At 49.8% G+C, this 22,870-nt stretch carries 20 protein-coding genes; 18 read left to right on the top strand and 2 right to left on the bottom strand.

Features of this window, described 5'->3' with window-relative positions; translation table 11 throughout:
• Positions 1 to 120: 120 nt before the first annotated feature.
• Positions 121 to 342: a TA system antitoxin ParD family protein gene (locus R0134_RS10375; RefSeq protein WP_319781842.1), complete on the top strand. Its 222-nt coding sequence runs from the start codon at positions 121 to 123 to the stop codon at positions 340 to 342.
• Positions 335 to 625, top strand: a complete 291-nt coding sequence (locus tag R0134_RS10370) for a type II toxin-antitoxin system RelE/ParE family toxin (RefSeq protein ID WP_319781841.1) — start codon at positions 335 to 337, stop codon at positions 623 to 625. Before R0134_RS10375 ends, R0134_RS10370 begins: the two co-directional genes overlap by 8 nt.
• A gap of 414 nt (positions 626 to 1,039) precedes the next feature.
• Here the strand turns inward: R0134_RS10370 and R0134_RS10365 are convergent, their stop codons facing one another.
• Both R0134_RS10365 and R0134_RS10360 read right to left on the bottom strand, forming a co-directional pair.
• Positions 1,040 to 1,342: an addiction module antidote protein gene (locus R0134_RS10365; RefSeq protein WP_319781840.1), complete on the bottom strand. Its 303-nt coding sequence runs from the start codon at positions 1,340 to 1,342 to the stop codon at positions 1,040 to 1,042.
• The gene (locus R0134_RS10360) at positions 1,339 to 1,638 is read right to left on the bottom strand and encodes a type II toxin-antitoxin system RelE/ParE family toxin (protein WP_319781839.1); all 300 of its coding nucleotides are present in this window, start codon (positions 1,636 to 1,638) and stop codon (positions 1,339 to 1,341) included. The genes R0134_RS10365 and R0134_RS10360 overlap by 4 nt, the downstream gene beginning before the upstream one ends.
• Before the next feature lie 612 nt (positions 1,639 to 2,250).
• Here R0134_RS10360 and R0134_RS10355 point away from each other — a divergent pair.
• The 16 genes from R0134_RS10355 to R0134_RS10280 all read left to right on the top strand — a co-directional run bounded on the left by R0134_RS10355 (position 2,251) and on the right by R0134_RS10280 (position 22,868).
• A complete protein-coding gene (locus R0134_RS10355) occupies positions 2,251 to 3,417 on the top strand; it encodes a flagellin (RefSeq protein WP_319781838.1) in 1,167 nt (388 codons plus the stop codon).
• A 288-nt stretch (positions 3,418 to 3,705) separates the two neighbouring features.
• Complete coding sequence (locus tag R0134_RS10350; RefSeq protein WP_319781837.1) at positions 3,706 to 4,113, top strand: flagellar protein FlaG; 408 nt, start codon at positions 3,706 to 3,708, stop codon at positions 4,111 to 4,113.
• Positions 4,114 to 4,140: 27 nt separating this feature from the next.
• Positions 4,141 to 5,529, top strand: a complete 1,389-nt coding sequence (fliD, locus tag R0134_RS10345; protein WP_319781836.1) for a flagellar filament capping protein FliD — start codon at positions 4,141 to 4,143, stop codon at positions 5,527 to 5,529.
• Positions 5,526 to 5,876: a hypothetical protein gene (locus tag R0134_RS10340; RefSeq protein WP_319781835.1), complete on the top strand. Its 351-nt coding sequence runs from the start codon at positions 5,526 to 5,528 to the stop codon at positions 5,874 to 5,876. The genes fliD and R0134_RS10340 overlap by 4 nt, the downstream gene beginning before the upstream one ends.
• A gap of 3 nt (positions 5,877 to 5,879) precedes the next feature.
• Positions 5,880 to 6,275, top strand: a complete 396-nt coding sequence (gene fliS / locus R0134_RS10335; protein ID WP_319781834.1) for a flagellar export chaperone FliS — start codon at positions 5,880 to 5,882, stop codon at positions 6,273 to 6,275.
• 1,075 nt (positions 6,276 to 7,350) lie between these two features.
• A complete protein-coding gene (locus R0134_RS10330) occupies positions 7,351 to 8,808 on the top strand; it encodes a sigma-54 dependent transcriptional regulator (RefSeq protein WP_319781833.1) in 1,458 nt (485 codons plus the stop codon).
• A 763-nt stretch (positions 8,809 to 9,571) separates the two neighbouring features.
• Entirely contained in the window at positions 9,572 to 10,636 is a 1,065-nt protein-coding gene (locus tag R0134_RS10325; RefSeq protein ID WP_319781832.1) for a sensor histidine kinase, read from the top strand.
• Positions 10,637 to 10,813: 177 nt separating this feature from the next.
• Positions 10,814 to 12,247 (top strand): sigma-54 dependent transcriptional regulator, encoded by a 1,434-nt coding sequence (locus R0134_RS10320; protein ID WP_319781831.1) that lies wholly within the window; start codon positions 10,814 to 10,816, stop codon positions 12,245 to 12,247.
• 1,012 nt (positions 12,248 to 13,259) lie between these two features.
• A complete protein-coding gene (gene fliE, locus R0134_RS10315; RefSeq protein WP_319781830.1) occupies positions 13,260 to 13,574 on the top strand; it encodes a flagellar hook-basal body complex protein FliE in 315 nt (104 codons plus the stop codon).
• Between the two features lie 11 nt (positions 13,575 to 13,585).
• On the top strand, positions 13,586 to 15,292 hold the full coding sequence (gene fliF / locus R0134_RS10310; protein ID WP_319781829.1) for a flagellar basal-body MS-ring/collar protein FliF: 1,707 nt from the start codon (positions 13,586 to 13,588) through the stop codon (positions 15,290 to 15,292).
• Entirely contained in the window at positions 15,285 to 16,331 is a 1,047-nt protein-coding gene (fliG, locus tag R0134_RS10305; RefSeq protein ID WP_319781828.1) for a flagellar motor switch protein FliG, read from the top strand. Before fliF ends, fliG begins: the two co-directional genes overlap by 8 nt.
• Positions 16,328 to 17,215 (top strand): flagellar assembly protein FliH, encoded by an 888-nt coding sequence (gene fliH, locus R0134_RS10300; RefSeq protein ID WP_319781827.1) that lies wholly within the window; start codon positions 16,328 to 16,330, stop codon positions 17,213 to 17,215. The genes fliG and fliH overlap by 4 nt, the downstream gene beginning before the upstream one ends.
• Before the next feature lie 112 nt (positions 17,216 to 17,327).
• Positions 17,328 to 18,659 carry a flagellar protein export ATPase FliI gene (gene fliI / locus R0134_RS10295; RefSeq protein WP_413641459.1) on the top strand — a complete coding sequence of 444 codons (1,332 nt, stop codon included), beginning with the start codon at positions 17,328 to 17,330 and terminating at the stop codon, positions 18,657 to 18,659.
• Positions 18,660 to 19,269: 610 nt separating this feature from the next.
• Positions 19,270 to 19,716: a flagellar export protein FliJ gene (fliJ, locus tag R0134_RS10290; protein ID WP_319781826.1), complete on the top strand. Its 447-nt coding sequence runs from the start codon at positions 19,270 to 19,272 to the stop codon at positions 19,714 to 19,716.
• A gap of 394 nt (positions 19,717 to 20,110) precedes the next feature.
• Positions 20,111 to 22,300 (top strand): flagellar hook-length control protein FliK, encoded by a 2,190-nt coding sequence (locus R0134_RS10285; RefSeq protein WP_319781825.1) that lies wholly within the window; start codon positions 20,111 to 20,113, stop codon positions 22,298 to 22,300.
• Positions 22,301 to 22,394: 94 nt separating this feature from the next.
• Positions 22,395 to 22,868, top strand: a complete 474-nt coding sequence (locus R0134_RS10280) for a flagellar basal body-associated FliL family protein (RefSeq protein WP_319781824.1) — start codon at positions 22,395 to 22,397, stop codon at positions 22,866 to 22,868.
• The last annotated feature ends 2 nt before the right edge of the window (positions 22,869 to 22,870 follow it).

The raw sequence follows: 22,870 nt of genomic DNA, 5'->3' as shown, positions 1-22,870 counted from the left end.
ACCCTTTTAACGATGGGTGTCTTGTTAGGAAGCCCGTTAGCGTTCTTCATCTTAATGTTGCTCATTGCCACAATTGTAGCGTTACGCTACAATTGTGGCAGGTAAACAAAGGAGCTCATTATGTCTACAGCTAGCATACGCCTTGATCAAAATTTAGTGGATAAAGCCGCCATCATGGGAAAGGCGTTACACCGTACCACGCCAAAACAAATCGAACACTGGGCTAAAATTGGTGTAATGATGGAGGATAATCCAGAATTATCTTATGAGTTTGTCAAGCAAGCCATTATAGCCAAAGCAGAAAAAGAAGCCGGTAAGCTTGAGGCATATAAGTTTGGCTAACATAACCCAAATCCTGCAAACCCCTACCTTTAAAAAATCGGTAAAAAAACTTCACCAAAACCAAAAAGCGGATCTAGATAAAGCGATTAAAAAGCTAATCGAAAATCCGCTATTAGGCGAGCAGAAAAAAGGCGACCTTGCTTTCCTTTTTGTCTATAAATTTAAGATGGTGAAACAGCTTACATTGCTTGGCTACAGCTATGAAGATGGCACCGTGACACTCGAATTAATGGCTCTTGGTACCCACGAAAATTTCTATCGAGACATCAAAATTATCTTTTAATGAATAACTCCCGCTAAATGCTGCGCATTACTAGCGCATCGCATCAAATCGTTACAATTATCCCCATTCTAGGTTTGTGGTTCAATATGGGGCTTGTTTGGTTTTTTAACTGTGGGGATCTTGTTAGGAAGCTCTGACGCACGTCAGGATCTGCTCGGGTTTTTTGTAGGCTATCGCTTTAGCTGATAGTCCCGTCTCAGCGGGATTTTAAAACCATCTTGCTCCGCAAGACCGCCGAACAAGTGGGTGGACTACAAAAAACGGTGTTTATCTTTTGCTTACGGTGTACAGCTTACTGCTTCCAGTCGCCCTTAGTCGTTTTCCTGACGAAGGCTCTTTTAACAATGGATGTCTTGTTAGGAATCTGGTGGCATCTTAGTGACTGCTTCTTTTTTACTACCGAGCTAAACATCTTCAAACCGTTTTGGGAACAAAATTAATGTCGTATCCCAAGGCATTTGCCAATTTGTATATTGTAGAAAAACTTGGATTTCCTTGACCCGACAATGCCTTATAAATGCCATCTCTGCTCATATTAGTATCTCGGGCAAGCTGGCTAACATTACGGGCACGAGCGATATTACCAAGAGCAACCGCAATCATTGCTGGATTACGATCTTCTAACGCCACGTCGAAATACGCTTTTATATCTTGTTCGTCGCGCAAATAATTTGCGGTGTCATAACGACTAAAAGTTACTTTTTTTTCTGTCATCATTCTTCTCCCCATGCCTTGGCCAATTCTTTTGCCATAGCAATATCTCTATTTTGATCACGTTTATCGCCCCCGCATAGCAGTATCACGACGATAGGTCCTTTTTGCATGTAATACACTCGATATCCAGGTCCGCAATCAATACGCAGTTCGGAAAGCCCATCACCTATTGGCTTAGTGTCACCCGCATTACCTGCTTGAAGGCGGTCGAGTCGCTGAAGGATACGAACTCGCGCACTGCGATCTCGCAGATTACTCAGCCATTTTTTGAATACGTTTGACTCGATTATTTCTTTCATGTGTCTACTCTAGTCGACAACTCTTAATCTGTCTACTACAGCAGACACTATTATTAACGGTGACAGTTAATCCAAGTTATCGGTTTTAAATGGATCTTTTCGGAGTCTTTTAACAATGGGTGGCAGGTTAGCCGGCGAGACTTGACGACAGTAGGGGTGGCTTCTGTATTTCTAGCCGTCATCCTGACGCACGTCAGGATCTGATTTGGTGTTTTGGTACTAAGAGCGAGATACCGTGGCGAGCACGGTATGACGACAGTAGGGGGCTTCTGTCTTTTTAGCCGTCTTCCTGACGCACGTCAGGATCTCGCTGTTAGTTTTGGTGCTTTAAAGCTGGGCGCCTGGTGCTGAGCGCAGGGCGCTGATTTTCTCCTAAAGCTTCCTGCTCTTGTGCCGATACTCATTTGTAACTAGCTAGGGTCATCGGCGAAGCTGGAGTTTGCAAAGCAGTATTCAGGCAACAAACTAAAAAAACACAAAAAAGCTTAAAGTTCCTGCAGCACTCGTCGATACCTTAATTAACAACGAAGCACTGCTCTTTAATAGTGAAGGCTTCAATAACACTAAGCATACCGGCATGGCGCCGGAACAAACCTCAACGGAGAGTTTATTATGGCGATTACAGTTAACTCCAATATCACGGCCATGGGTGCCCAGCGCAACCTGAATATATCTTCCAATGCCCTGGCAACCTCTATGGAGCGTCTGTCTACCGGTAGCCGCATTAACTCGGCAAAGGACGATGCGGCCGGCCTGCAAATATCTAACCGTTTGAACTCTCAGGTACGTGGCATAGGCGTGGCGATGAAGAACGCCAACGACGGTATTTCTTTGGCACAAACTGCCGAAGGCGCGATGCAGGAGTCGACTAATATTCTACAACGGATGCGTGATCTGTCACTGCAAGCGGCCAACGATACTAATAGTCAGGCCGACCGGGATGCCATGCAAAAGGAAGTAGGTGATTTGCAGTCGGAGCTGACCCGTATCGCCGAAAAAACCTCCTTTGGTGGCCAGAAGCTCTTAGATGGCTCTTTTGCTACTAAAAACTTTCAGGTCGGTGCGGATGCCAATGAAACCGTTTCTCTGAAGCTGGACAGTATCAGTTCTGATGTATTAGGTAGCAGAAAAGGAAAAGCTGTAACTGGTATTACTGCGGATTACACCAAGTTGGGTGATGCTGCCGAAACATTAACTTTTGCTATTACTAATACTACTAACGCCACTTCTGCTCAGACAGTAACGGTTGATATAGCAAAAGGTGTTAGTGATGATGACGCTCTGAGTGCGATAAACGAACAGATTAATCAATATGGTGTCTATGCAGTTAAAGATGACGCCGGCGATATCAGTCTTGTTGCAAGTAATGATGTGACAGCTCTGGATATATCTTCTGATCAGGGCACCTTCGCGGCATCAGCTGAAACTGCAACGTATGGTGCTGATAGTGCTGCTGATATTTTAGGTGCCATAGGGAGTATTGATATTTCCACTTATCAAGGTGCTCAAGATGCAATCGGCTCGATCGATTCGGCCATCAAGCAGATTGATACTCAACGCTCTACCTTGGGTTCGTTCCAGAACCGCATGGGTAGCACCATCAACAACCTGGCCAATATTCAGGAAAACGTCGCTGCCGGTATGAGCCGCATCAAGGACGTGGACTTTGCTCAGGAAACCGTGAACCTGACTAAGCAGCAGATTCTGCAGCAGGCCGGCACGTCGATTCTGGCACAAGCCAAGCAAATCCCACAGGCAGCACTTTCGCTTCTGGGTTAATAATCTAAGTACTGATAACCGGGGGCTTAGCCCCCGGTTGTTTTGATTTAAGGCTGTTTAGCTTAGTATGTTTTTAACAAAAACAGGTAAAGGGTGAAGAGTAAAGGGGTAAGGGTACAAGCTGGCAATACCGAGTATTTATGAACTGAGCATGGTGTGTAGTCTTTGCTTATGTCGTCCGCTTCACTTTTTACCCTTCACACTTCACACGTTTTTTTTTGTTAAAGCATTAAGCTAAACAGCGTTTTCATTTGTTAATCTGTATGGCACACGCTTGAGGATGCAACCATGGATACTTTTTCTTCTTTACCCCCCAAAGCACCGGTTTTGGCCTCTGAGATGAGTGCTAAGCAATCCGCGACCACACAACCGCTAGGCAGTGCAGCAACCCAAACGGTACAAGCCGTGCAAGCGCTAGACAAAGCCGATGCTAAGAGTGATGTGCTTGCCGAACAAGAAGCCCATGAGCTGACCACCGAACAGTTAACCGACATGGCCGAGCAAATGGACTCATTTGTTGGTAGCTTTACCCATGAGCTTAAATTTCGGGTAGATGAAGATTCGGGGCGTAATGTGGTGACCGTGATTGATAGCAAAAGTGGTGATACTATTCGCCAAATTCCCACCGAGGAATTGTTAGAGGTGATTGCTCGGTTGGCCGAAGCCAGTGGCGGCTTGATTGACGTTAAGGCGTAATCGAGAGCTAAAACAGAGGGTAATATTATGAGCGGTTTAAAATTACCCGGGGTAGGCTCGGGCTTCCCGGTACAACAATTTGTAGATGCCACGGTTAATGCCGAGCGGGCTCCCAAAGAAAAGCAGTTGGCCCGTAGCGCCAACGACATTGAAGTAAAATTGTCTGCCTATGGAGGACTAAAAAGCGTATTGGATGACTTTAAAACCGCCCTTAAAAAACTCGGCGAAGAAGAAGCCTTTCAAAAGCGCTCTACTAGTTTAAGTGAAACAGGCTTTGTGACCGCCAAAGCGGATAAAGATGCCGTAGCCGGCAGTTATAACTTGCAGGTGATTAAGCTGGCTCAAGCGCATAAGCTGAGCTCCAATGCTGTGGCACCAGACAAAGCCTTGGGCTCCGGTAGCTTGACGCTGGGTGTAGGGAGTAGTGAGTCTTTTACGGTCAATATCGATAAGGACAAAAGCTCACTGGCCGATGTGGCCGCCGCCATTAACAACGCCGAAGATAACAAAGGCGTGCGCGCTACTGTTATCACTGACGATAATGGCTCACGCTTGGTGTATTTTGCCGACAAAACCGGTACTGATAATAAAATAACGGTGTCTGCTACCAGCAATAATGATGGTGAAGACGGCAATAGTTTGGCTACTTTAGGGTTAACCACAGAGAGCCAGCCAGCTCAGAATGCGCAAATCAGCATTGATGGTGCGCTGGTAACCAGCCAAACCAATGAAGTTAAAAACGCCATTGCCGGTGTGACCATTGATGTAAAAAAAGTGAATGATGCCGCTGGTGATAAACCCATCACTAAACTGACCATTGGTTATGACAAAAGTGCGGTTGAAACTAATTTGAAGGGCTTTGTCGAGTCGTTCAACAAGGTGGTGAACACCATCAATAAGCTGAGCAGTTATAATGCGGAAACTAAAAAAGCCGGACCCTTGAACGGCGACAGTACCGCGCGTAGTTTAAATTATAAAATCCGCCAACTGCTCAGTGAGCCGGTAGCAGGGGCGGTCTCACCGTTGAAAAGCCTGACTGCGCTGGGTATTACCACCAAGCAAGATGGCACCATAGAGCTGGATGAAGATTTACTGAAAAAACAGATTACCGACAATTTCGAAAAAGTAGGCTTATTGTTTTCGTCCGAAAATGGGGTCAGCAACAAGCTGGATACCCTGATGGAAGGTTTTGTTGGCAAAGAGGGCATACTGACCAATAAAAACGAGTCGCTAAAAGAGCAGAAGACAAAGCTGGAAAAAGATGCCGATGATTTTGCCGATTACATGAGCAATTTTGAAAAACGGGTATATAAACAGTTTTCTGCCATGGACATCGCCGTGGCGCAAATGAATCAGCAGTTAAACTCGGTGATCAGCGCCTTTGAGAATATGCCAAGCTTCGGCGGCAAGAAGTGAGCCTATTCGAACAACTAAATCGGCTAGACAGTAAATTGCTGGCCGAGTTTGCTGATCCAGAGCTATTGCAAGCCGAGACCATAGAGCAACGATTAGCGGAGCGGGCCCAGTTATTGCAGCAGTTGATGCAAAAGTTGATGCAAAGGGCAGAGCAATCAGCAGCAGACTCAGTAGATACCGACATGCTCAATGCAGAGCTGGCAGCTGAGTTAATCGAGCGCTCGCAACATTTGATGCAACAAGCCGAACAGTGCCGTACATTATTGGCAGAAAAACTGGCCACCTTACAAAAAGGCCGACGCTCTACCCGAGCATATGGCGACGTTAAAAAAAATAATCAGGAGTAGTTCATGCGCGGCTCAATGAAAGCTTATAAAACAGTAGCGGTACATAGCCAGATAGACGTTGCTAGCCCCTATAAAGTGGTGCAAATGCTGTTGGCCGGTGCGCTGGAGCGACTGGCCAAGGCACGATTAGCCATAGAGCAGCAAAATATTAGCCAGCGCGGCGAGTTGATTGGTAAAACCATCGATATTATTCAGCAATTGCAGGCCTCGCTAGACATGGAAGCTGGTGGTGAAATATCTGCTAATCTCGAAAATTTGTACGACTTTATGGTACGCGAGCTAATGCTGGCCAACACCGAAGGCAGCAGCGAGCGCTTAGAAGGCGTGAGCGGTTTATTGCGCAATATTAAAGAAGGCTGGGATGCAATCCCACTCGAACAGCAAGCAGTGCCTGCATAAGCGAACTCTGCTGTTAGTAAAGGCTGTTAGTAAAGGCTGCTAGTAAAGGCTGCTAGTAAAGGGTGAAGTGTAAAGAGTGAAGGGTTAAACCTAACAACTTTACCTTCACCCTTTATTGTTTCTGGTGTTACGGGAGGAAGACCGAGATAAGGTTTTTTTTCGCAACGAAATCTACGACAAGGGGCTGTGCCGTCTTCCTGACGAAGGTCAAGAACTCGCACTTATGCCGTCATCCTGATGACCATCAGGATCTGGTTTTTAGATTTTAGTACTTAAAGCAGATACCGAGTCGAGCTCGGTAAGACTGCATAGGACCAGAGCCGGTGTTTGTGTGTTAAGTCGTCTTCCTGACGCCCGTCAGGATCTGATTTTGGGTTTTAGTGCTAAGAGCGAGATACCGTGGCGAGCACGGTATGACGGCTAAGAGTGGTGTGTTGTTTTAGCCGTCTTCCTGACGCCCGTCAGGATCTGATTTTGGGTTTTAGTGCTAAGAGCGAGATACCGTGGCGAGCACGGTATGACGGCTAAGAAACCGTTGTGTTATGCCCTTATGCCGTCTTTGCGAGCGCAGCGCGGCAATCCATTCTGCACGCCTGCACAGAGTCCCAACCATGGATTGCCGCGTCGTTGCACTCCTCGCAATGACGGTTTAACTTAACATTCAACACTAAAAATTCAACACTACCCTGTGTTTCCGCCTTTGGCGAAATGCGAGAGCAAGCGTTCGCCTACAAAACACCGATCTGTAGCCTGAGCTACTTTTTAGGTCTTACCCCATTAAATTCTTCAGATTTGATCTCTATTTTTCCGTGGATTCCGTGTTCTTCCGTGGCAAAAATATCTTTAGGTTTGATCTAGATCAATCTCAGGTTGTTTGGACAGTTTGAACGCCTAGCCTAGCTCGAGTTTTTTTGACGCTTGTGTCAGAATTACGGCATCTAAGGTGTACACTGCTTTTTGTGATGTTATGCTGTGTTTAATGCAGAGCAACATTTTGCTGCAGTTAAGTACTGCACTAAAATACTCAATGTAAATTAAGCCAAATAACTAACTGAATTGTAAGGATATAATTCCTATGAGCTTTAACGGCTGCGTTTTGATCATGGATCATAACCAAGAACGACGCTTAAGGCTTGAAGCCATATTGTCATTTATGCAGGTGGAGTGGCGCAGTGGTAGCCGGGCGGAAGATCACGCTTGGCTACAGGACCAACCACAAAATTTGACGGTATTGGTGGGGGATACGGATGTTCCTTTAAGCGCCTTGCTAGATACCTTTCCTCATCAAGCGTTTATTAGCTTAACAACGGCGCACAGCCATCAGCCTAACTTATTGGGCGCATTAACTTCGCTGACGTATGACGAGCTAACCTCGCTGTTGCTGCAAGCACAAAACTGGCAACCGGTATTGGTGTCCCGCGATCAAGACTGTAAATTGCACGAGTTATTGATTGGCGACAGTGGCGCCATGCTTGAGGTGAAAAGCCTGATCCGCCAAGTGGCGAGCAAGCCAGCTAACGTCTTGTTGCTGGGGGAGTCGGGTACCGGTAAAGAGGTGATCGCTCGCGCTATTCATTTGTTGTCTTTACAGTGTGATGGGCCTTTTGTGCCGATAAACTGTGGCGCTATTCCCGCTGAATTATTAGAAAGTGAATTATTCGGCCACGAGAAGGGTGCATTTACCGGTGCCGTATCTGCGCGTAAAGGGCGCTTTGAGCTAGCCGAAGGCGGCACGCTGTTTTTAGATGAAATTGGCGATATGCCGTTGCCAATGCAAGTGAAATTGCTGCGCGTGTTACAAGAGCGCACCTTTGAGCGGGTAGGTGGCACGCGTTCTATTCCCGCTAAAGTGCGGGTAATTGCGGCCACGCACCGTGATTTAGAGCAGATGATTGTTGAGCAGCGCTTTCGTGAAGATTTGTATTACCGCTTAAATGTGTTCCCCATTGAAGCGCCGGCATTAAGTGCGCGCCAAGAAGATATTCCGCTGTTGCTCAATGAGCTGATTGGTCGCCACCGCCTTACCCATAACGCCGAGTTGTCGTTTTCTGGTGAGGCGATTGAGTCACTACAACAATGGCATTGGCCAGGTAACGTGCGTGAGTTATCGAACTTGGTAGAGCGGATGTTTATTTTATGCCCTAACCAAGTGGTGCAGTTAGGCGATTTGCCCATTAAATACCGAGTCTTATCTAATGCTCAGTTAGTGGCGCGCCCCTTTGATGAGCTAGATGAGCGCGATGCGCTGTCGGCCATATTTCATGGTAACGGTGAATTTGAAGGCGAAAACGAAGCCGACTTTTTTGATTTTCAAACACTAGCTGACGAGGAAGAAGAGCCCGATTTTCTGGCACCGACCTTGTCTGCCGAGGGTGTGAACTTAAAAGACATGCTGGCCAACATTGAAATGGACATGATTGCCCAGTCGTTAGAAGTCAACGACGGCGTAGTGGCCCGTGCCGCCGAACACCTAGGCATGCGCCGCACCACCTTGGTAGAGAAAATGAAGAAGTACGGGATTAGTAGGGAATAAAAGAAGCGCCGAGCGCCCGGCGCCAAGCACCCGGCACCAAGCTAAACACTAAATCTAAACCTGTTTTTTGCCACTGAATACACGGACAAAGAGCGAGTGTTGAGTTTTTAGTTATAAGTGTTGAGTTAAGCTTTTCACTCAACATTCAACATTCAACATTCACAGCTCAACACTGTGGCTTTGTAGGTGTAAACTTGAAACCATCCTGCTTCGCAGGACCCGCGAACAAGTTGCGGGCTACAAGAGCCTGTGGTTGTAGGCGAACGCTTGCTCTCGCATTACGCCGAAGGCGTAACCTATTGATAGTCCGACACCTAAATCTAAAGCTATTTTGCAACGGAATCCACAGAATCCACGGAAAAATAGTGATTAGATCTGAAAGGAATTTTTATAGGTAAGATCTGAGGTTAAGCCTAAGCCTAAGCAAAAGTGACAGGCGAAATAGAGATTGAATATGACGGTTGACTTGGTTGTTGTCTTTAAGCCGCTCTGCACTCTGTTGTTAGGGTAAGCCCTTATTCCGTCTTTGCGAGCGTAGCGCGGCAATCCATTCTGCACGCCAGCACAGGGTCCCAAACATGGATTGCCGCGTCGTTGCACTCCTCGCAACGACCCTCCTCACGCCTCACTCTTTACCTCTCACGGGGCAGGCTGGCATGCTTATTGAATGTACAGCTTATCATCCCCTGATTGTGCCTTCCCTATGCTTAATGACCCGACAGCGTCTAATGAGTCGACAGCTGTGCTGCCGGAAACCTTCAGTATGGCCGCCTTAGTTAATGCCATGCCGAGCGGGGTGGTGTGGCTGGATGGCCGTGGTCGGGTGGCATTAGTGAATCCGGCGGCGCAAATACTCTTGGCTGCATCGTTGGGTGAGCCGTTGCAAAATAAGCCGCTATTAGGCGAGGCTTGGCCGACGGTGATAGAGCGGGTGTTTGCGCCGCAACCGGACGATGGTTTACAGGTGTCGCTTAAAGATGGTCGGCGTATTCAGTTGGCGATTTCTCATATTGAAGGCCAGCCTGGCCAGTTAATTCAGCTTACCGATCTTACGCCCACTCGCGCTTGGGTAGCGCAGCAAAGCCATGCCCAACGCTTAGCCGCATTGGGGCAAATGGCGGCGACACTGGCACACCAAATTCGCACGCCTTTGTCAGCCGCCATACTCTATGGCGCCAATTTGGCATCCCCGCAGTTATCAGACAGTCAACGCGTGCAGTTTCAGCAGCGCTTAATCGACCGGCTTAATGATATTGAGCGTCAAATAAGCGACATATTATTATTCGCTAAACCCGAGCAAGCGCCATTAGCGGATACTCTGGCGCTAAGTGAGTTATTGCCTGAATGCGTAGAGGCTGTAACAGCTTTATTAGCCGCTAAAGGCGCGACCTTAACGCTTGTTCAGCAAGAGGTGACATCAAGCCAAGTGCTGGGTAATCGCCATGCCCTAAAAGGCATAGTGCTGAACTTATTAGAAAACGCCGTTGATGCAGGAGCGACTGAGTTGCGCCTTGAGTTGTTAATGGCCGAGAGTGAGCTAGAAATTCGACTGCAAGATAATGGTAAAGGCATGGCGCCAAGCGTGCTGAAAAATATCTTCACGCCGTTTTTTACCACTCGCAGCCAAGGCACGGGCTTAGGATTGGCGGCGGTAAGCGCGGTAATGCGCGCCCATCAAGGCCGAGTATCCGTGCAGTCGGAGCCCGGGCAGGGTAGCTGTTTCAGTTTGTGGTTGCCGAAAATGGTGAAGAGTGATGGGTTAAAGATAGTGATTACAGATATTTGCAACGGAATCCACGGAACCCACGGAAAAATTAAGACGGGATAAGAACGAAAAATGCCGAGGGACCTTATTGGGGGAAAAGCTCATCTTCTGATGTTCTACTGTCTAGCCTTTACCATCCATAATTCCTTTCAGATCTGATCTCTATTTTTCCGTGTTCTTCAGTGGATTCCGTGGCAAAGAGGTTTTAGGTTTGGTGTTAAAAAATAGGAAAGCCAATTCATGACTTATGAAGTGCAGCCAGATGTGGTTGATATCTTATTAGTAGAAGACGATGCGGGCTTGCAGCAGGCGCTGCAGGATACTTTGTTGCTGGCGGGCTTTTCTTGTGCGCCCGTAAACAATGCGGAAGATGCCATCATTTGGTTGCAACATCATGCAGCGAAACTAGTGATCACAGATGTGCAAATGGCGGGTATGGATGGCCTTGGGCTATTAGATTGGATCAATCGCCGTATTCCTGGCTTGCCGGTGTTGGTGATGACGGCCTATGCCCAAGTGTCGGGCGCGGTGGCGGCCATTCGTGCCGGTGCCGTGGACTATTTGGCCAAGCCCTTTACGCCGGATACCTTGTTGAGTGTGGTGTCGCGCCATATTACGCAGCCAGTACTGGATGATGGTAATCCGGTAGTGGGGGACGCCAGCAGTATTCAGTTGTTGCAGTTGGCCACCCGCGTAGCGGAGTCAGGGGCCAGCGTGATGATCAGCGGGCCTAGCGGTACTGGTAAAGAAGTGCTGGCACGCTTTATTCATCAAAAATCCGATCGTACTAATGCTGCGTTTGTGGCGATAAATTGCGCGGCAATTCCCGATAATATGTTAGAAGCCACTTTATTTGGGTATGAAAAAGGCGCCTTTACCGGTGCCGTGCAAGGCAATCCGGGTAAGTTTGAACAGGCCAATGGCGGCACCATTTTGCTGGACGAAATTACCGAGATGGACTTAAACCTGCAGGCTAAGTTATTGCGGGTGTTACAAGAGCGTGAAGTAGAACGCCTAGGTGGGCGAAAAACCATTGCACTGGATGTGCGGGTGTTAGCAACTAGCAACTGTGACTTGCGTCAAGCGGTGGCGGATGGCCGCTTTAGAGAGGACTTATTTTATCGCTTAAATGTGTTCCCGCTGCATTGGCCGGCGCTTGCCGAGCGCCCCGGCGATATAGTGCCGTTAGCCGAGTTTTTATTGCAGCGCTACGCCAAAGAGCTAGGCCGTGGCCAGTTGAAATTAGGTGAGTCTGCCAAAGCTAGATTGCTGGCTTGGCAGTGGCCGGGCAACGTGCGCGAGCTAGGTAACGTTATTCAGCGGGCCTTAATTTTGGCGCAAAATGATGTGATTGAAGCACAAGATATCTTGTTGGATGAGTTGCTAGCGCCTGCGGCTATGCCTTTGAGTGCAAACCCCAGTGTGCCGGTTGTAGAGTTAACGATTAATGAGGCGAGCAGTGGTTATGCGGCTTGCGACTCTGCGGGCGAAGTGAATAAAGCGACGGCTACGGATTTAAGCCAAGAGTTAGCCAGCCAAGAACAGCAAATTATTTGGCAGACGCTGCAAGAACATGGCGGCAGTCGCCAACAAGTAGCCGAACAGTTAGGCATTAGCCCACGTACTCTGCGTTATAAGCTGGCGCGCATGCGCGAAGCGGGCATGGAGGTTTGAGGGCAGCGCTTAATTTTTAATGTTGAATGTTGAATGTGATTTTGGAAGGTGGCTCAGTGTAGGTAAATTGTTTACTCGGTTTTGTTTTAGGTTTGTATTTAATCTATCCAGCTACGCTGGCCCCGTGAACAAGTTGCGGGCTACAAGAGACATCTGGTTTTGTAGGCGAACACTTGTTCTCGCATTACGCCGCAGGCGGAACCTGTTTAAAATACAGCCACCAGAAGTACCAAAGCAGGTCCGGTATGACGGCAAAAATAAACCTGAAGAGCACTCCCTCCGCCGTCTTCCTGACGCACGTCAGGATCTCGCACTTATGCCGTCATCCTGATGACCATCAGGATCTAGTTTTGGGTTTTAGCGCTAAGAACGAGATACCGTGGCGAGCACGGTATGACGGCAGTAGGGGCTGTGTTTTTTGTGTGGCCGTTGGCCGCTCCGCGGTCGATGTCGGGTTATGTAGATACTCTGTTGTGATGCGCCCTTGTTCATTGCGAGCGTAGCGCGGCAATCCATACTACAGCGGCGCGGTACCTAACCATGGATTGCCGTGTCGTTGCACTCCTCGCAAGGACCAAGGTTATGGTTTGGCTCTGGCCTTTTGTAGGGTGGCCGTATCTTCGGCGAAGAGGACTTCGCCATGGTTTGGTGTCTTGTTTAAAAACAGCCAGCTATGCTGGCCCGGCGAACAAGTTGCCGGCTACAAGTTCAGAAGTCTACCGAAGCCCAGAAACACTATCCGCAAAGAAGTGCCGACTACAGAGTATGTTTTGTTATAGCAGTCATCCTGATGGCCATCAGTAAGACGGCTTAAAACATAAACACCGTTCTGGTCCTGCGTCTTACCGTCTCACACCTTACTCCTCACAGCGCAGCCCTGTGTTTTCTACCCCATAGACTATATACTGGCCACTTGCTGTAATTCTTCGCCTGTACTAGGTGGCACTAAGATTGCATGAGTATGTCTATATGTGATGATTACCTTCCCCTATTGATTCAGGAGCCAAGGCAGATGGATATTCAAGCGACCGGCTTATTATCAGAAATGCAGGCCATGCGCAGTGAGCTGCAACCGCTGGCGGCACCCAGCGCACTGGCACCACAACAGGACTTTGCGGCTTTGCTTAGCCAAGCGGTAAACAGTGTTAATGGCTTGCAGAAAAGTACCGATGATTTGCGTACCCGCTTTGAAATGGGTGATGAATCTGTGAGCCTAGAAAACGTGATGATCTCATCGCAAAAATCCAGCATTGCCTTTGACGCCACCGTGCAGGTGCGCAACAAAGTGGTAGAAGCCTATAAAACCATTATGAATATGCCGGTATGAGGATGTAATTGGTGGCTGATAATCCGTTGGTGAATTCCGACAAAACCGCACTGACCACCACAGATGCCAATTCGCTCGAGGCGGATGAGCAAAAGAGTACCCCGCTGGCTCTGTTGGGTAATACCGACATTTTGCGACAGGTTATTATCATGTTGGCGCTGGCCATTTGTTTGGCGCTGGCGGTGTTTCTGTTGCTGTGGGGCAAAGAGCCGGAGATGCGCCCTTTGGGCATGTACAACAATCAAGAACTGATTGAAACCCTTGATTATTTAGATAGCCAAAAAGTCGATTATAAGATTGAAGGCAATACGGTATTGGTGCGCGCAGACCGTTTCTCAGACATACAACTCAATTTACGTCGTTCAGGCCTGCAACAAGCACCGCCTGAGGGCGACTCTATTCTTTTATCTGACCCGGGTTTTGGTATTAGCCAACGCTTAGAGCGTGAGCGCTTAAACTTAAGCCGTGAGCGTCAATTATCCCGCGTTATTGAGCAATACAACAGCGTCAGCAAGGCGCAAGTGTTGTTGGCGATCCCGCGTGAAAACGTATTTGTGCGTGATAAACGCCAACCCAGCGCCACTGTGTTATTGAATTTACGCCGTGGCAGTACGCTGCGCCAAGAAGAAGTGGATGCCATTGTAGATACGGTGGCCTCCGCAGTATCGGAAATGACCCCAGATAAAGTAACGGTTACCGATCAAAACGGGCGACTGTTAAATTCTGGCTCGCAAGATCCGCTGTCGGCGCGCAGCCGTCGAGAATTTGAACTGCAGCAAAAACAAGAACGAGAGTATCGTCAAAAAATCGACTCTATCTTGAGCCCAGTATTAGGTTTAGGCAATTATACGGCGGAGGTGGACGTGCGCCTCGACTTTACTCGCACCGAACAAACCGTTAAATCCTATAATCCAGACTTGCCCGCCGTGCGCTCTGAGATGGTGATGGAAGACAGTTCATCAGGCCTAGGTGCGCTGGGTATTCCCGGCGCTTTAACGAACCAGCCGCCGGGCGAGTCGGATATACCGGAAGATGCCGCGGGTTTAGCGGCTCAAGAGCGGCGTAATGATCGCTCGCGCAAAGAGGCGACCCGTAACTTTGAGCTCGACACCACCATTAGTCACAGCCAAAGCTCGACCGGTGATGTGCGCCGCTTAACGGTGTCGGTGGCGGTGGATCATAAAAATGTGATTGGCGAAGACGGCACCGTTACTCGGGAGCCGTTAAACGAAGAAGAGCTAACGCGCATCGACCGTTTATTGCGCGGTGGTTTAGGTTTTGATGTGAGTCGCGGAGACGCCATTGAAGTGGTGGCCGTGCCCTTTAATCGTCCAGTGATGGAGGATATAACCGGCACGCCGTTTTATCAGCAAGCTTGGTTCCTGCATATGCTGCGTATTTTAGGTGCCGTGATTGTATTGGTGGTGCTGTTAATCACCTTGGTACGGCCCATGGTGCGTCGTTTGCTGGGTACCGAAGAGTTGCCGGAAGAGTTTGATTTAGATGGCCAAAATGCGCTGTTGGGCAGTGATGATTTAACGCTACTAGCCCAACAAGCCGAGCAAGATGAAGGCATGTTTGGGATCCGCGAAGGGCGCTTGCAGCTGCCTGACTTAAACAAAGATGAAGACGTATTGTCAGCCATTCGTGCCTTAGTGGCCAACGAGCCAGACTTGGCCGCACAAGTGATCAGAGATTGGGTGAAAGCCGATGAGTAATACTGAACAGCTAATGGTGACGGAAGAGCAGCGAAAGGTGCTCGATAAGATGTCCGGCACCGAAAAAGCCGCGCTGTTAATGCTGAGTCTGCGTGAAGAAGACGCGGCGCAAATATTTCGCCACCTCGATCCTAAGCAAGTACAGCGTCTGGGCATGAAAATGGCGGGCGTGGGGGATTTTGGCCCCGACCGAGTGGGCGCGGTACACCGATTATTTATCGAAGATATTCAGCGCTTCACCAAAATTGGCGTCGGCAGCCAAGATTTTGTGCGTAATGCACTAGTGGCAGCACTGGGTGAAGACAAAGCAGGGCGCTTGGTAGATCAAATCTCTGCGGGTGCGGGCTCGCGCGGCTTGGATTCACTGAAATGGATGGATGCGCGCCAAGTAGCAGGCATTATTTTGAACGAGCACCCGCAAATTCAAACCATAGTGTTGTCGTATTTAGATCCAGAGCAAGCGGCAGAAATTTTGCAGCAATTTGCTGAGCCGGTGCGCCTAGATTTAGTGATGCGCATTGCCGAGCTAGAAGAAGTGCAGCCGGCGGCATTGCAAGAACTGAACGACATTATGGAAAAACAATTTGCCGGCCAAAGTGGTGCCAAAGCGGCGAAAATGGGCGGCTTAAAGGCGGCGGCCAACATCATGAACTACCTGGATACGTCGGTAGAGGGCACCTTGATGGATGCCATTCGTGATGAAGATGAAGAAATGAGCATGAAGATCCAAGACTTGATGTTTGTCTTCGAAAATTTAATCGATATAGACGACCGTGGCGTGCAAATGCTGCTGCGTGAAGTAAACGGCGAGCTGCTACAGCGCGCGCTAAAAGGTGCCGACGATCAGCTTAAAGAGAAGTTTTTACGCAATATGTCTAAGCGAGCGGCAGAATTGCTGCAAGACGATCTCGAAGCCATGGGCCCAGTGCGGGTGAGTGATGTGGAGCTGGCGCAGAAAGAAATATTGGCTGCCGCACGGCGTTTGGCCGACAGTGGCGAGCTGATGCTGTCTAAAGGCGGCGGAGACGACTTTATATGAGTCGGCATCCTTATGGCGCAAAACCTGGGCGCATTCCCGCCGGGCGTAACTCTGAACTAAACAGAGAATTTGGCAGCGAGTTAGATGCAGAGTTAGCAGCAGGGCCAGACTCAGATAGCTGGCCTTGGCCTGAATTGTCAGAGTCTAGGGTTACGCAACCTCAGCCAGAGCCCACCCAAGCCCTGAATATTAAGCGCCGTGCCACCGTTGTTCATGACGAGCCTGTATATACTCCCGAGCCTGAGCCGCTCACGGCTGAAGCACTGGAAGAAATTCGCCAAGCCGCCTATGAGGAGGGCTTTGAGCAAGGCAAGCAAGCAGGCATTATTGCAGGCGAAGAAGAAGGCCGCCTAACGGGCATGCAACAAGGTCATGACGCGGGCTTAAGCCAAGGCACAGAGCAAGGCTTGAATGAGGGCCGCGAACAAATTGCAGCTCAAGTGCAGCAGTGGGAGCAGCTTATCGCTCAGCTACAAGCGCCCTTGGCGCAGGTCGATAAAGTGGTGGAGCAAAGCTTGGTGACGCTGGCACAAGAGCTGGCGCGCAATTTATTAAAAATCGAAGCCACTACTTCACCACAGCTATTGCTGGCCACGGTGCAAGAGGCGATGTCGGCCTTGCCCGGTGCCGATAATCACGGTGATACCACCAAAATTACCCTGTATTTGCATCCAGAAGACCTAGCTGTGCTTGAACAGCATTTTGATGAACGCAGCCTTGAGCAGCGCCATTGGCAGTTGATCAGTGAGCCTGCCCAAGCGCGCGGTGATTTACGGGTAAAAACCGCACTTTCTGAGCTGGACGTGAGTCTGGCACGGCGTATTGACGAGCTGATGGCGAACTTCCTTAAAGCCAACTGGGCCCGTTTCCATGCCCCAGAATAGCCTTGAGCAACAGGGTAGCGCTATGTCGCAAGATACTCCTCTGCCGCAGAATAGCCCTCTGCCGCCAAGTAGCCATAAGCAGCCAAGTAGCAGCGCACAGCCAAAGACTAAAATGCCCCTCCTTAAACGGCTTAACGCTTACCAAACCAAAGGCTTAGTACCCGCCATGGCCGCCAGCGGCAAACTTACCCGCGTGGTGGGCTTAACGCTGGAAGCCGTAGGTTGTACCGCCGCCGTGGGCAGTTTGTGTAAAATTCAAACGTTGTTTGGCGACATGGACGCCGAAGTGGTGGGCTTTTCTGACGATAAGCTGTTTTTAATGCCCAGCGAATCGCTAAAAGGCGTGATCCCCGGCGCGCGCGTGACCCCTGTGGGCCAAGGCGAAGGTGTGCCGGTGGGCATGGAATTACTAGGCCGAGTAATTGACGGTATCGGCCAACCGCTGGACGGTTTAGGCCCCATTGTGACCACCAAAACCGCCGATTTTACCGCTCCACGATTAAACCCCATGGCGCGCAAACCCATTCGTGAGGTGATGGATGTGGGTGTGCGCGCCATTAACGCACTGATCACCGTCGGCCAAGGCCAGCGCATGGGCTTATTTGCAGGCTCTGGCGTGGGTAAGAGTGTGCTGATGGGCATGATGACTCGCGGTGCTAAAGCCGATGTAGTGGTAGTGGGCTTAATTGGCGAGCGGGGCCGAGAAGTAAAAGAATTTATCGATGAAATATTGGGTGTTGAGGGCCGTGCGCGCTCAGTGGTGGTCGCCGCCCCTGCGGATTCGTCGCCCCTAATGCGCCTTAAAGGCTGTGAAACCGCCTTAACTTTGGCGGAATATTTTCGTGACCAAAATTTAAATGTTTTGCTGCTGATGGACTCCTTAACCCGTTATGCCCAAGCCCAGCGCGAAATCGCACTGGCGGTGGGCGAACCGCCGGCCAGCAAGGGCTATCCGCCCTCTGTGTTTGCTCGCCTGCCGGCACTGGTGGAGCGCGCCGGTAACGGCGGCGAAGGGCAGGGCAGCATTACCGCCTTTTTTACGGTATTAACCGAAGGCGATGACTTGCAAGACCCGATTGCCGATGCCTCGCGAGCTATCTTAGATGGCCACATCGTCTTGTCTCGTCAATTGGCGGACAGCGGCCATTATCCGGCCATCGATATTGAAAAATCCATCAGCCGGGTGATGACGGCAGTCACCACCCAAGAACATCAGCAACAAGCGCGGGTGGTCAAGCAGGCCTATGCGCTGTATCAGCAAAATCACGATTTGATCAATTTGGGCGCTTATCAGTCCGGTGCCGATCCGCGCATCGATATGGCGATTCAAATCCGCCCGCGCTTAGAGCACTTTTTAACCCAAAGCATGACAGACGTAGTAGAAATGCCCATGTGTTTGGCGGACTTGGCGCATATCAGCGGGCCGCTGTTAAGGGCGAATTAAGCGCGTGAAGGTAAGCACGTGACTTTAGTTATTAAGAGCTAAAACTAGGGACTAATCTGCCACGGAAGAACACGGAACCCGCAGAAAAATTAAGCTGAGATACGAGCGAAAAGTGACTAAGAGTCTTGGGGGGTAAGAGCATGCTCTTTGGTGGGTTGGTGTTTATCCCTTATATATTAAGACCCTTTCAGATCTGATCTCTATTGTTCCGTGTTCTTCCGTGGATTCCGTGGCAAAAATGGTGTTAGGTTTGATGTTATTTTTCCGCTTCACCCTTCGCATGGATAAGGCTACCTGATTACCCACAAAGCTCAGCCATGTTTCAGAGAACTCAGCACCAATGAATTCAATAGGTGACAGGTAGGCACCGCCTCTTCGGTGAAGAATATGAGGCTCAGTTTGGTATTTCGACCTTGTAGGGGCCCGTCTCTTCGGCGAAGAGGACTTCGGCCCGGTTTGGTGTTTGGGTTTAAATCTAAACCTCAGTAACAGCCAGCAGAGCTGGCCTGCCGAAGTCCTCTTTATTAAAGAGACGGGGCAGCTACAAAGAACAAACCGAAACAGGGTGCGTTATGGCTGAGGTTCATACGTAATCAGGTAAGGCTAAGCAATGAGCAGAGCACTGCATTTATTACTCGAACAATTAGATAATAAAGAGCGCCAAGCTTCGGCGGAGCTCTCGGCTGCGCAATTACAATTGCAGCAATTAGCGCAGCAGCAGCAAATGCTGAGCCAATATCAGCGCAACTACAGTGAAGACTTTCAAAAGCGCGGTCGTGAAGGCTTAAGCGCCAATCAATTTAGTCACTTTCAAGGCTTTATCAATAAGCTAGAAGCCGCCCAAGAGCAGCAAGTAGACGGGCTCAGCAATGCTAGAGCGCAAGTTGAACAAACTCGCACCGCTTGGATGGCGGTGCGCGCCCGCAAGCAAGCTATAGAAACCCTGCTTGAGCGCGAAGCTGAGCGGCAGCAAAAAGAAAGCGACAAGCAAGAACAAAAGATGCTCGACGAACTCACCCTGCATCGCTTCTATAGCCAAAAGAATGCTCAAAGATAGTGGTAGTGCCCAATAAAAGACATTTACCTGTAGAAGCCGCTTCAGCCGGCTGGCCCAGCTTTGCTGGGCTTTAAAAGCATATTTCTACCGATGAAAGCGCCGAGCTACGAGGTTCAATGTTTTTGGTGTTTGATGTTTAAGTGTTGCTGCACAACACCGGCCAGCTAAAGCGGCCTCTACAAAAGCCAAAGCGCAACACTGTCCGCGTGCAAAATTTTTCACCATTCACCATTCACCATTCACCCTTCACCATTATTGCGCGTAGCGCTGCCCTTACATCTTGGTTCATTTCTTGCATTGATCTGGCATTAGTCTTGGGTTGCTTGGGTGTGGCACGAGATAAAGCATTTTTGGCTGACGATTAAGCCGCAGGATTGATGGGGAACATTTTAATATGACCATGAATATAATGTCGGTAAGCATGCCTTCTGGCTCAGAGCTGGGCGGCTCAGCTGTGGGTAAAGCCAGCACTGCGGGTCAAGCCTCAGGCGCGGGCAAGAATGCAGAGGCTGCTAACGGCGGCCTGTTTGCTGAAGTGTTTTCAAAAGAGTCTGAAAGTCAGTCCTCATCATCGACCCAAAGCGCTGCTGCGAAAGATAAGTCAGTTAATAGTCAGTCAGAAAATTTAGCAGAGCAGTCGGCGCCGCAGGTTATTGCTAAGGCGGATGAGCAAGGTGAAGCCGATGCTCAACCTGACGCTAAGAGCCAAGCCGATACCGGCGCAGCTACAGCGAACACGGCTATAACTACTAAAGCTGCAGCTACTGAAGCTAAAACGAGCAAAACCGACGCTCAAGCTCAGCCTGAACAAGCTGCAGATGGTGAAGAAGATCTTGCGTCAGCTTGGGCACAGCCTGCCTTCGCTACTCTCAATCTTGCCCCTGAGTTGCATGCATCCAAGGTCGAGCCCATTCCCGCCATTCCCGCCAATGCCGATAATAAGCTCACAGAGAATAAAGCCAGTGAAAAAGCGGCACTAAGCACTCAGAACAGTGCTCAAGTTAACGCTCAGGCCAGTACTCTGCTCGAGTCTGAAAGCGATACTGCAGCTAATAATGAAATAAAAAGCGAAACTAAAAGCGCAGCGGCAACGGGGCAAGGTGGCAGAGTTTTGCCGCCTGAGTCTGCAACTTCTTCTGCTCAAATAGCCGTGAACGCCGATCAAGCCAGCGTAAAATCACCGCTTGTGGGCGATGCGGCTAAGGCTTCAGCCGCCGCTCAGAGCTCAGATAAAGTGACAGCGAATGAAGCAAAAGTCGCAGCCGATATAGCAGCCAAAGCCCCTGTTGCAGCTAACCAAGCCGCCGTGCCAGCGAACAACGCTGCTTTATCGGCAGGGGCGGGTAACAGCGCAGAGCCAACAGAAGACGCAGCCAAAGCAACCGATAAGCCAGCGAGCGTTAGCTCATCAGCTTTCGGCGCTGCCCAAGCTCCTAGCTTGCAAGCGGTCACGTCTTCGGCCACGCAATCAGCTGCATCTCAATCGGTCACATCTCTATCGGGCCAAGCCCAAGGCGCTCAAGCTCAAGTAACGCAAACTCAAGTAACTCAAGCCGCGAACCAAGCTGCGCAAATACTGGCGGAGCACGCCGAGGTTAACGTTTCGGCTCAAGTAAGTGAGCAAGACGCCAAAGCCGAGCAAAACACGCGAGCGGTGAGCTTGGCTCCCGATACGGCGGCGCGGGCTGCGGCACCGGAATGGTTGGCGCAAATTGAACATGGCAAACGCTGGTCGCAGGGGCCGAATACGGTGAGCACCAAGGCGGGCGTAAGTTTAGACGCAGATACCGCTTTAGCGTTAGGTGAGAAGTCCAGCGCGGCGCGAGCCATTAATGCGGCATTGGCGAAGTCTGATCGTAATCAGGATGCTGAGCCGCTCACTGCCTTGGCGAGTAATACCGCTCACTTTGTGACGATGGGCACTGCAGACGCTAACACTCAATCATCGACCAGTGGCCAAGAGGCCAGCGGTTTATTCATCAATCGCGAACACGCCTTATTGGCCGCCACGCCTGAGCGTACCGCTATGTTAGACAAGGCGCTGACGCTACATGGCTCCGCCGAGCAAAATGCCAAGCAGTTAGCACAACAAGCGCAAGTGGTGGTCAGTCAAAACTTACAAGAAGCAGATATAAAGCTGAATCCGTCTGAATTTGGTGCCATGCGCATTCAAATTCGCATGGAGCAAGGCGAAGTACAGGTGCAATTTGTGGCCAGCCACCCACAAGCGCGCGAATTGCTTGAGCAGGCCATGCCGCGTTTAAGAGAAATGCTGCAGCAACAAGGCATGAACTTACACCAAGGCCAGCAGCAATCTAGCCAGCAGCAAGCCGGACAACAAGCTAACCAGCAGCAATCAGGCCCAAATCAGGCCAATGGCAGTTTCTTATCTCAAGGGTTTGCTCAGGGTGAGTCAGGTCAGTCCGGCCAGCAACAAGCGGGTCAGCAAGCGAGCCAAACAGGGCAAGAAAGCCAGTGGCGCAGTTATTCTGCCAGCGGTGATGCAATACAAGAGCAAACGTTAGATTCGCAGCCGCACACACGTGACGGCGCTGATGGTGCCAAAATAGACTTTTTTGCTTAAACGAAACGAGTACACTAGGGCGCGTTGGTGATAACGACATACTTTATGTAAAAGTGATGGGCACCAACGAAGGGTAATTAATTTAAGGGTAACCATGGCAGACGATCTGATCATGCCCAAAGTGGCATGGTACAAACGCAAACTGATTTTAATTATTATCAGTCTGTTGTTAGTGGCGGTGGGTGGCGGTGCCTTCATGCTATTAAAACCCTCCGCCGATAACGTCGAAAAAGAGCCGGTAGTGAATAATAAGGCGCTGTATGTGGGCTTATCGCGGCCATTTATTTTCCCGGTAACGGCGGGGCGGCGTGAGCGTTTAGTGCAGATAGAAGTGCAACTAATGGTGCGCGGCGATCAAGGCCAAGCGCTCGCCCAGCGTCATCTGCCGTTATTAGAAAGTACCTTACTCACGGTATTTAGCCGGCAAACCGCCGATAACTACCTTACGGCAGAAGGCAAACTCACCGTCAAGCAAGAAGCGCTTGATGAACTGAACGCGGTGCTAACCGAAGAAGTGGGCAAACCCTTGGTCGAAAAAGTGCTGTTTACCAGTATCGTAATGCAATAGGT

Origin of the sequence: Oceanisphaera sp. IT1-181, from assembly GCF_033807535.1 — a bacterium.
In the GTDB taxonomy this organism is placed as follows: Bacteria; Pseudomonadota; Gammaproteobacteria; order Enterobacterales; family Aeromonadaceae; genus Oceanimonas.
The sequence above is the reverse complement of the archived record's forward strand: the minus strand, read 5'-3'. Positions and strand labels throughout refer to the sequence as shown.

What these genes read in the sequence shown, in the direction of transcription:
- R0134_RS10280 (WP_319781824.1), top strand. Translation starts at nt 22,395, where the DNA reads ATGGCAGACGATCTGATCATGCCCAAAGTGGCATGGTACAAACGCAAA.
- R0134_RS10285 (WP_319781825.1), top strand. Translation starts at nt 20,111, where the DNA reads ATGACCATGAATATAATGTCGGTAAGCATGCCTTCTGGCTCAGAGCTG.
- R0134_RS10375 (WP_319781842.1), top strand. Translation starts at nt 121, where the DNA reads ATGTCTACAGCTAGCATACGCCTTGATCAAAATTTAGTGGATAAAGCC.
- R0134_RS10365 (WP_319781840.1), bottom strand. Translation starts at nt 1,342, where the DNA reads ATGATGACAGAAAAAAAAGTAACTTTTAGTCGTTATGACACCGCAAAT.
- fliS (WP_319781834.1), top strand. Translation starts at nt 5,880, where the DNA reads ATGCGCGGCTCAATGAAAGCTTATAAAACAGTAGCGGTACATAGCCAG.
- R0134_RS10360 (WP_319781839.1), bottom strand. Translation starts at nt 1,638, where the DNA reads ATGAAAGAAATAATCGAGTCAAACGTATTCAAAAAATGGCTGAGTAAT.
- R0134_RS10355 (WP_319781838.1), top strand. Translation starts at nt 2,251, where the DNA reads ATGGCGATTACAGTTAACTCCAATATCACGGCCATGGGTGCCCAGCGC.
- fliJ (WP_319781826.1), top strand. Translation starts at nt 19,270, where the DNA reads ATGAGCAGAGCACTGCATTTATTACTCGAACAATTAGATAATAAAGAG.
- R0134_RS10330 (WP_319781833.1), top strand. Translation starts at nt 7,351, where the DNA reads ATGAGCTTTAACGGCTGCGTTTTGATCATGGATCATAACCAAGAACGA.
- R0134_RS10325 (WP_319781832.1), top strand. Translation starts at nt 9,572, where the DNA reads ATGGCCGCCTTAGTTAATGCCATGCCGAGCGGGGTGGTGTGGCTGGAT.
- fliI (WP_413641459.1), top strand. Translation starts at nt 17,328, where the DNA reads ATGCCCCTCCTTAAACGGCTTAACGCTTACCAAACCAAAGGCTTAGTA.
- fliH (WP_319781827.1), top strand. Translation starts at nt 16,328, where the DNA reads ATGAGTCGGCATCCTTATGGCGCAAAACCTGGGCGCATTCCCGCCGGG.
- fliG (WP_319781828.1), top strand. Translation starts at nt 15,285, where the DNA reads ATGAGTAATACTGAACAGCTAATGGTGACGGAAGAGCAGCGAAAGGTG.
- fliE (WP_319781830.1), top strand. Translation starts at nt 13,260, where the DNA reads ATGGATATTCAAGCGACCGGCTTATTATCAGAAATGCAGGCCATGCGC.
- R0134_RS10350 (WP_319781837.1), top strand. Translation starts at nt 3,706, where the DNA reads ATGGATACTTTTTCTTCTTTACCCCCCAAAGCACCGGTTTTGGCCTCT.
- R0134_RS10320 (WP_319781831.1), top strand. Translation starts at nt 10,814, where the DNA reads ATGACTTATGAAGTGCAGCCAGATGTGGTTGATATCTTATTAGTAGAA.
- fliD (WP_319781836.1), top strand. Translation starts at nt 4,141, where the DNA reads ATGAGCGGTTTAAAATTACCCGGGGTAGGCTCGGGCTTCCCGGTACAA.